The 8141-nt window shown below is 47.7% G+C and carries 10 protein-coding genes; 8 read left to right on the top strand and 2 right to left on the bottom strand.

Features of this window, described 5'->3' with window-relative positions; translation table 11 throughout:
* The 3 genes from GF404_07350 to GF404_07340 all read left to right on the top strand — a co-directional run.
* Window positions 1-802, top strand: an 802-nt coding sequence (locus tag GF404_07350; protein MBD3381995.1) for an FtsX-like permease family protein, incomplete at its 5' end; no start/stop codon positions are given.
* 119 nt (window positions 803-921) lie between these two features.
* The gene (locus tag GF404_07345; GenBank protein ID MBD3381994.1) at window positions 922-2259 is read left to right on the top strand and encodes a GWxTD domain-containing protein; all 1338 of its coding nucleotides are present in this window, start codon (window positions 922-924) and stop codon (window positions 2257-2259) included.
* Between the two features lie 17 nt (window positions 2260-2276).
* Window positions 2277-3734 carry a GWxTD domain-containing protein gene (locus GF404_07340; GenBank protein ID MBD3381993.1) on the top strand — a complete coding sequence of 486 codons (1458 nt, stop codon included), beginning with the start codon at window positions 2277-2279 and terminating at the stop codon, window positions 3732-3734.
* 73 nt (window positions 3735-3807) lie between these two features.
* Here GF404_07340 and GF404_07335 read toward each other — a convergent pair whose 3' ends face one another.
* Both GF404_07335 and GF404_07330 read right to left on the bottom strand, forming a co-directional pair.
* Window positions 3808-4350 (bottom strand): hypothetical protein, encoded by a 543-nt coding sequence (locus GF404_07335; protein MBD3381992.1) that lies wholly within the window; start codon window positions 4348-4350, stop codon window positions 3808-3810.
* A gap of 111 nt (window positions 4351-4461) precedes the next feature.
* Window positions 4462-4725 (bottom strand): hypothetical protein, encoded by a 264-nt coding sequence (locus GF404_07330; protein ID MBD3381991.1) that lies wholly within the window; start codon window positions 4723-4725, stop codon window positions 4462-4464.
* A gap of 363 nt (window positions 4726-5088) precedes the next feature.
* Here GF404_07330 and lexA point away from each other — a divergent pair, with 363 nt between their 5' ends.
* The 5 genes from lexA to GF404_07305 form a co-directional block, all read left to right on the top strand.
* The gene (gene lexA / locus GF404_07325; GenBank protein MBD3381990.1) at window positions 5089-5703 is read left to right on the top strand and encodes a transcriptional repressor LexA; all 615 of its coding nucleotides are present in this window, start codon (window positions 5089-5091) and stop codon (window positions 5701-5703) included.
* Window positions 5704-5743: 40 nt separating this feature from the next.
* The gene (locus tag GF404_07320) at window positions 5744-5992 is read left to right on the top strand and encodes a hypothetical protein (protein ID MBD3381989.1); all 249 of its coding nucleotides are present in this window, start codon (window positions 5744-5746) and stop codon (window positions 5990-5992) included.
* Window positions 5993-6020: 28 nt separating this feature from the next.
* Window positions 6021-6518: a hypothetical protein gene (locus GF404_07315; GenBank protein ID MBD3381988.1), complete on the top strand. Its 498-nt coding sequence runs from the start codon at window positions 6021-6023 to the stop codon at window positions 6516-6518.
* Entirely contained in the window at window positions 6448-7707 is a 1260-nt protein-coding gene (gene dinB, locus GF404_07310) for a DNA polymerase IV (protein MBD3381987.1), read from the top strand. Before GF404_07315 ends, dinB begins: the two co-directional genes overlap by 71 nt.
* 63 nt (window positions 7708-7770) lie before the next feature.
* On the top strand, window positions 7771-8141 hold a 371-nt coding region (locus tag GF404_07305; GenBank protein ID MBD3381986.1), incomplete at its 3' end, for a PLP-dependent aminotransferase family protein.

Here is an 8141-nt window from a genome sequence, read left to right as displayed (position 1 = left end):
GGCCGGGAGATTTTTCACAAGATCGGAAAACCATCATAAAGCCCGGGTTGCAGTTTTAGGCGACGCTCTGGCTGAGGGGCTGTTTGAAGGTATCGATCCAATCGGAAAAGAAATCGTCGTCAACAGTATAAAATTCACAGTCATCGGTGTCATGGATGAGCGTGAAAACCCTTTCGGCGGTGACAATTCAGATAATTTCGTAGCGATCCCGCTCGGCACATTCGAACGCATGTATCCCTGGGAGGAGGCCCTGCATCTGGTTGCTTCAGCAACAACACCGGACAAGATCGATGAAGCCATGGAAGAGATAATCCAGATATTGCGGTCCTATCGAGGTGTGCCCTATGACAAACCAAATGATTTCGCGGTTTTTTCGCAACAGCAACTGACCGAATTATTCAAGGACATCACAGCTACTGTTTTTGCGGTCATGATCGTGATCTCCTCGATTGGCCTGATGGTCGGTGGTGTGGGCGTACTCAACATCATGCTCGTCTCGGTAACGGAAAGAACACGTGAGATCGGTATCCGTAAGGCTATAGGCGCCAGAAAGATAAATATACTGCTTCAATTTCTTGTTGAAGCCGTGACCCTGACCTTGAGCGGTGGTGTAATCGGTATTCTGCTCGGAGTCCTGATATCCATGGCCGCCTCGAACGCGCTCAAAATCCCGTTTTCAATCCCGATCTTCGGGGTCATAGCCGGCTTTACGGTGGCTGTCGGAGTGGGAATTGTCTCGGGATTGTACCCGGCTTATAAAGCTGCCAAAGTCGATCCTATTATATCCCTGCGTTACGAATAACCAAAAATTTTTAGTTGCCCCGCTGAAATTATGTCTATAATCTAAACTATATTTAAACTAATCTCCGTCTCGAGCGTTTTAAGTTATAGAATGACAACGAACAACGGAGGACTAAACTTATGCGAAAAATAGTCTGTACGATATTGACACTAATTCTTTATTTGCTCGTTTTCATGCCCCAGGCTGATGGGCAGATCGGCTTTTTTGAAAACAGGCCTCTCGATGAGCCTCGTTTTGATATCGATCTGGCCGCTTTCAAGACAGCCCAGGAGGATAAGGTCGAACTGGAAGTTTACTATAAAATTTACAACGACGGTTTGAAGTTCTTTAAGCAGGATGAAGACTTTGTCGCTCATTACGAGATAAACGTCGTCATCCTGGGCGAAGACAATCGCCAGTTGACCGGCACATCGGTGGAAAGGTACTACAAACTTTCGAATTATCCCGACACCAGGAATCCGAATGATTTCCTGATAAATCTCGTCAACCTCAAAGTAGGTAAAGGCAAATTCAAGCTTGTCTGCAAGCTGATTGACAAGCATTCGGAAAAGATTTCTCCGATCGAGCGAGAATTTGAAATTCAGCGTCTGTTCGACAAGAAGACTGATATTTCAAGCATTGAGTTTATCAGGGAAACTCTGCCTCTGGACTCGATCCCGACCCGTTTTGACAAGGGCGAAAAACGAATTATCCCCGCCGTCACCAGAGTCTATGGGGCGGATATCAAGCAGGTTTCTTTCTATGTGGAACTGTATCACGAAGCTGACAAGTCATTCGACGGTAGATTAATATTCAATATTGAAAACCAGCAGGGCAAAGAGAAGTACGAAGACCAATTCGAAGTAACTCTGGACAAACCGATTACGCGCTTTATAAAACATATCTCGCTGGAAGATCTTCTACCCGACGATTACACTTTGCAGATTGATCTGGAAAACAACCGGGGTAAGGAAATCTCCACCACTTCCGCAGATTTCACAATAGAGTGGTCTTTGGAAGCGCTGATTCGCAACGATTTCGACCTGGCAGTCGAAATGCTGAAATTCGTTGCCCGGCAGGATGATCTCGACAAACTCAGGGATGCCGAACCTGAGGACAGGCTCGAAGCTTTTGAGGAATTCTGGAAGGAACACGATCCGACTCCGGCCACACCGGAAAACGAACTGCGCATGAAATACTACCAGCGCATCAAGGATGCCAACCGCTTGTTTTCTTCGATCCATCGCAAGGGCTGGAGAACTGATATGGGGATGATCTATATAATCTATGGTGAGCCTGAGCAGGTCGAAAGCCATCCTTTTGAGCTGAACTCGAAACCGTACCAGATCTGGTATTATTACAGTCTTTCGCGGACTTTCGTATTTGTCGATGAGATCGGGACAGGCGATTATGAACTGCAGTATCCCTACGACGGCAGGCGGGGCTTTATAGACGATAGAATTGACGATTACGATTGAAATAAGAAGGAGGTATAATGAAGTATATACTCAGTTTTGTTACAATTTTGATATGCCTTGGCGGGTTTGCTCACGGGCAGGCCTTCGAGCAACCCCAGGCCAGGGAACAGATGACTACCCGTCTCGACTACGCCACCTTCAAGATCGGCAACTACCCCGAATTTGCTCTGGTCGAATTCTACTACCTGCTTCTGCGCAAGGAACTGACTTTCGAGATGCTGGATGACATTTACCAGGCTGAGGCTTATATCTGGCTGGAAATATTTGATGACAAGGGTAAGCTGATCGATACACTCTACAAGAAAATAGCTACCCAGGTGGATGAGCCCCAGAAGACAACGCAGGGGAATTTCAAGGTTCTGGATGCACTTCAGGCCCTTATGAGGCCGGGCGAGTACTCGGTGAAATTATATGTTGAAGACGCTAACTCGCAGGTCAATGGCGAACCTTTTTCGGGCAAATTCGCAGAAACCCAGATCAAGGTGCAGATACCCGATTATTCATCGGATAAAGACTTGATGATGTCTGATATCGAACTTGCCTACGATATTGATATGATCCCCTCTGAGGACACAGTGTCAGAATCAGGCAATCCGCTTGAAAAAGGCAATCGACATGTTATCCCGAACCCGGCACGCGTTTATTACGATTCGGATTCGCTGATGTATTTCTACGCTGAAATCTACAACCTAAAATTCGGCAAGGATATAAACCGCAAGTATATAGTAAATTTCCGGATCGAGGATTACGCCAAAACTCCCGTGGCCAGCTACGGGCAACGGGAATATCATAAACCCGGGCCGAGCGCGATTATTTCATCTGCCATCGATGTCAACGATCTCCCCGAAGGCAATTTCGATTTCATTATCGAGGTGACAGATCTGGAAGACAATTCCAATGTTACCTCCCGCAAAAGTTTTACCCTGCTGTATTCTACCGACGAGATCGCCCCGGCAGTGGCCACCGAAGATTTCACCGAAAAAGATGCCGAACTGATGAAAAAGATTATCTATTACTATACGAAAGATCAGGACCGCAAGCTGTATGAGGAACTGGACCTGGAAGGCAAGAAAAACTGGCTCAAGGAATTCTGGGACAGGCGCGATCCGATCCCATCGACCCGCCTGAATGAATTCAAGGTGGAGGTTTTCAGGCGCTTCAAACACGCCAACGATAAGTTTTCGATCAGTATGATCGATCGTGATGACGGCTGGCTGACAGACCGTGGCAGAATATATATGAAATATGGCGATCCTGATGAGATTGAAAACAAGGTTTCAACTGCGTCACGTGACCCGTATGAACGCTGGAATTATTTCAATTTCGGTAGCCAGGGATATATATATTTCATTTTCGTGGATGAAACCGGTTACGGTGACTATGTGCTCAAGCATTCAACAGCCCAGGGTGAAAGAACCGACAGGGAATGGGAACAGTTGATTAAAAACGAGGACCCATTCAGCCCGGGCTACTGATCTGTTCGATAAAATCGGAATTTAAAAAAGCCGCAATGTTATATTGCGGCTTTTTCTTTGGAATATGTTTCTATCAGTCAGATTTACTGCTGGAAGATTTCGTTCCAGCATCAATGATGCTGATATTGTTGCCGGTTTTGGTAGTCAGGCCGGAATTTCTGACCGACTGGCTAGCGGTAATACGCGGACGATTATTACCCTGTGCAGACACCCTTTTGGTCTGATGCTTGGAGAGCTTGACCGGTACGGTAAAACGGGTCTTGTCCGGGTCAGAAAGCTCGATTGTAAATGAGCGCTCAAATCCCGCTGGGCCATGCTTTTGGGGATTTACCAGCGTAACCTCGATGTCGCGGATATCTCCCGGCCTGATATCCCGCTGGTCAACACTGACTTCCATGAATTCGGGATTGTATGAGACGAGTTTTGCCTTATAGGTGTCTTTACTGATGTTTTTCATCTTCACCTTAAAGGTTTCATTCATCTCCTCGACCAGAACATTGAGGCTGACCGGGTTAAGCTCCAATGGATACTTGGTCTCGGTATCGGCGGTATCGATGATTGTGCCACGAAGTCTCAAGCGTGGTCTGCCGGCAGTCGGGTCAGATACGGTTAACACTGGAGACTTGGACCACCTCCCGGTACGACGTCCGGAAGTAAAGATAATTTCGACATAAGTGCTGTCACCGACAGCTAACAGGCTCTTTTCAAGAGGAGCCTTTGTGCAGCCTCACCCAGGGCTCACTTTAACGATTTCGAGCGTGTCAGTACCCTCATTCTTAATCCAGAACTTATGAGAAGCCTTGGAGCGAGGTGGCATATACCCGAAATCAAACTGGTCTTCCATGAGCTTGAACTTGCCACGGTATTTCGATACCGGCGATGTCTTAGCTCCCGCCTTATTATTCTTGCGGGTGTTAGGACTGGAACCAGCATACAGGGTAGCTGTCAGAAATGCCGCTACAATAAGTGAAAGAAGCACGCGTCTGATCATGAATATTCTCCCTGAAGTATTTGAATGATTTGAACTTTCTCAATTATACATCAGCAATTTATATCAGTTGCAGAATTAGTCAAGATATTTTAATTTTAATCAGGACCAACCAGGGTCTGTTTAAAGAAATTATCGATCAAAGATTAATGTTTTTCAGTTTTTTCCGAAGAAAAGTATTGACAACTGCTCGTATGTGCAGTATCATTTGTGCAGATCATGGAATTAGACCAGATTTTTCCGATCAACCCCCATCACTTGATCCGGAGCCGTCATAAAGATTGGCGGCTCCGGAAAATTGAATCCGGGATGGAAAATCTGTCGGGATCACGAGAAAAAATGGAATTTTGATAAGAGGATGGTTATATGACCAAGCCAAAACTGACCGGGCGGCAGAGGCAGATTTTTGAGTACATTGCCGATCGGATCCGGATTTCCGGTTCCGCGCCGACTATTCGTGAAATCGGCAGTCAGTTTTCGATTTCCTCCACCAACGGGGTCCGTTCAATCCTGGAGGCCTTGATCACCAAGGGTTACATTCGCAAGCGTCCGGGTTTGTCGCGCGGGCTGGAACTGAACGAGGAGCAGATTTCCAGCTACCGGACAGTGCCCCTGGTCGGTTCGGTGCCGGCCGGTATGCCTCTTCTGGCGGTCGAAAATTCGGAGGGGATGTATGCCGTCGATCAGTCGTTTTTGCCGACCGGCGATGTTTTCATGCTCCGGGTAACGGGAGACTCGATGATCGAGGAGGGGATTTTCGATGGTGATTACGTCCTTGTCAGGCAACAGAAAACTGCTTCCCCGGGAGATATAGTGGTAGCGGTTATCGGCGATGAGGCCACGGTCAAGAAGTATTTCCCCGAGTCGGACGCAATCTATTTGAAACCGGCCAATCCTGACTATCCGGTGATCGAGGTCAACTGTCAATCGCCGGAATTTTACCTGGCCGGCAAGGTGGTCGGGCTGATGAGACGGATGTAGTCCGGCTGTTGGCGTTTCTATGTGTGTGGAGGTGAAATGAGTGTACCAGGATATAGAAGACAATATCGATGTCATCGCCCTGTTCGAAGGCCATAAGCTGAGGCCTGTCAAATTTCGCTGGAACGGACGGGTTTACAAGGTTACACAGGTCACCGGGGACTGGAAAACCGCTGTCGGGCAGTACAAGCTGAGGCATTTCGCGGTTCTGGATGACGCTTCGAATTTCTTTCAGCTCTCCTATGACGAAAAGAATTCGCGCTGGATACTGACAAAACTCTGGGTCGAGTAGTCCGTACTGAATAATAAAACGACACGAAATGGGGAACGCGATGGAAATCAGGGAGTATATTGCGAAGATCTTTCAGACGAACCATGGTGTAATCAAGCGGTTATTGGATGATGTCCCCGAGGAAACCTCACTTGAGAGGTTCGGCCACGAAATTAACCATATCCGCTGGCAGGCCGGACATATCGCCGGTTCGGCAACTTTAATGCTCAGCCTGATGGACGAAAACTACGATCTTCCGGAAAACTGGCCAGTCTTGATCGGCCGGGGGGAGAAGTTCGAACCCGATCCGCAGGCGTGGCCATCATTGGCAGAAATCAAAAATCATCTCTATAAAATACATGGCAGGCTCGAAGACAGAATCAGTCAGGTCGAACTGGAGAAATTAGAAACAGAGAGACAGGTCCTTCCCGAATGGAACACCTCGCCGGCCCAGGCAATCCTGTTTTTATGCGACCATGAGTTCTACCATGCCGGCCAGATTATGCTTCTGCGCCGCATGGCGGGATTGCCCAACGTTATCGGTTGAGATGGCACCGGTTATTTTACACATAGATATGGACGCATTCTTCGCCCAGATCGAGCAGGTTGCAAATCCTGAGTTGCGTGGAAAACCGGTCATCGTGGGGGGGGATTTCTTCGGACGGGGTGTGGTTGCGACCTGTTCGTACGAGGCCCGTAAGTATGGTATCCATTCTGCTATGCCCGCGTCAAAAGCTAGAAAACTCTGTCCCCATGCCATATTTGTCAATGGTCACTATTCCAGTTACACTTATATATCTTCGCAAATTATCAAAATTCTTTCGAGGTTCACACCACTGGTTGAGGCGACCTCAATCGACGAGGCTTACCTGGATATTTCTGACAGTTTAAACCTCTATGGCGATCCGATTGAGACAGCCAAAATGATCAAGGATGCGATTTACAGCGAATTGCAGCTCACCTGCTCGATCGGGATCTCCGAAAACAGGCTCCTGGCCAAAACAGCCTCCGATATGAACAAACCCGATGGTTTGACTACGCTTTTTAAAAATGAGATAGAGGAGAAGTTCTTCCCCCTGGCAATCCGCAAACTGCGTGGAGTCGGTCCCCAGACTGAAGAGGTGCTCAAAAAATGGGGGATCGAGACAATCCGGGATCTGGCTGATTTCCCTCAGGACCGGCTGGAACAGACCTTTGGTGTTTATGGTCTTCAGTTGAAAAAGAAGGCCCTCGGCGAGGCGAGCAGTCACGTCACTCCTATTGACGAAGCTGAGGACGAGAAGTCTATCTCCAACGAGCATACACTTCATGAGGACAGCTCTGACCTGGTATTTGTCCGCTCGCTTTTGATGACCCTCTCGGATAAAGTCGCCTCGCGCATGAAAAAAGCCGGATTTCTGGCAAAGACCATCAGGCTGAAATTGCGCTTTTCCAACTTCAAGACGATTACCCGCGAGAAAACCATCGATAAATACACGGACAATCCGGAAACGATATTCACAACATTATCAGCCATGATCCCTGATGAGCGCGCGAAAAGAGAAAAAGTCAGGTTAATCGGAGCCGGTGTAACAAGCCTGAAAAAGATCGCAGACTCCCCACAGTTTGACCTTTTCGGTCAAAACAGCATGTCGCGTCGTACTACTGCCAATGACACAGTTGAGGAAATCCGTAAGAAACACGGCCGCTTTTCAATTGTGAGGGCTGTCAGCCTGCCATTTAAATGGGATCGTTGAATTTCGATCTTACTTTGCTTGACTATTTCGAGCGCAGAGTTTATCTTTGTTGCGGAGGTTAATATGAGCGATTCAACAGCAACTATGGCAAAAGAAATTATTACAAAATGGCCTTTTTCGGATAATTCATCCCGCTTGAAGGCCAATGTTATTAGAGAAATTCTAAAAGTATCTTCTCAGCCCGGTATTATCAACTTTGCTGGTGGTCTGCCTGCCGCGGAGCTCTTTCCGGAAACGCACCTGAAAGCCTGCTCTGACAGGGTCTTCTCAAATCATGGTCCCAAGGCCCTGCAATATTCTCTCACTCAGGGGATCATGGAACTACGTGAGGAAATGGCGAAGTGGCTTTCAACTCCGGAGCGGGAGATTTCCCCCAATGTGATTCAGATTACGACCGGGTCCCAGCAATGTCTTGACCTGGTGGGGCGTGCTTT

The sequence above is a fragment of the Candidatus Zixiibacteriota bacterium genome, from assembly GCA_014728145.1.
In the GTDB taxonomy this organism is placed as follows: Bacteria; Zixibacteria; MSB-5A5; order JAABVY01; family JAABVY01; genus WJMC01.
This window is presented reverse-complemented; position numbering and strand designations above follow the sequence as displayed.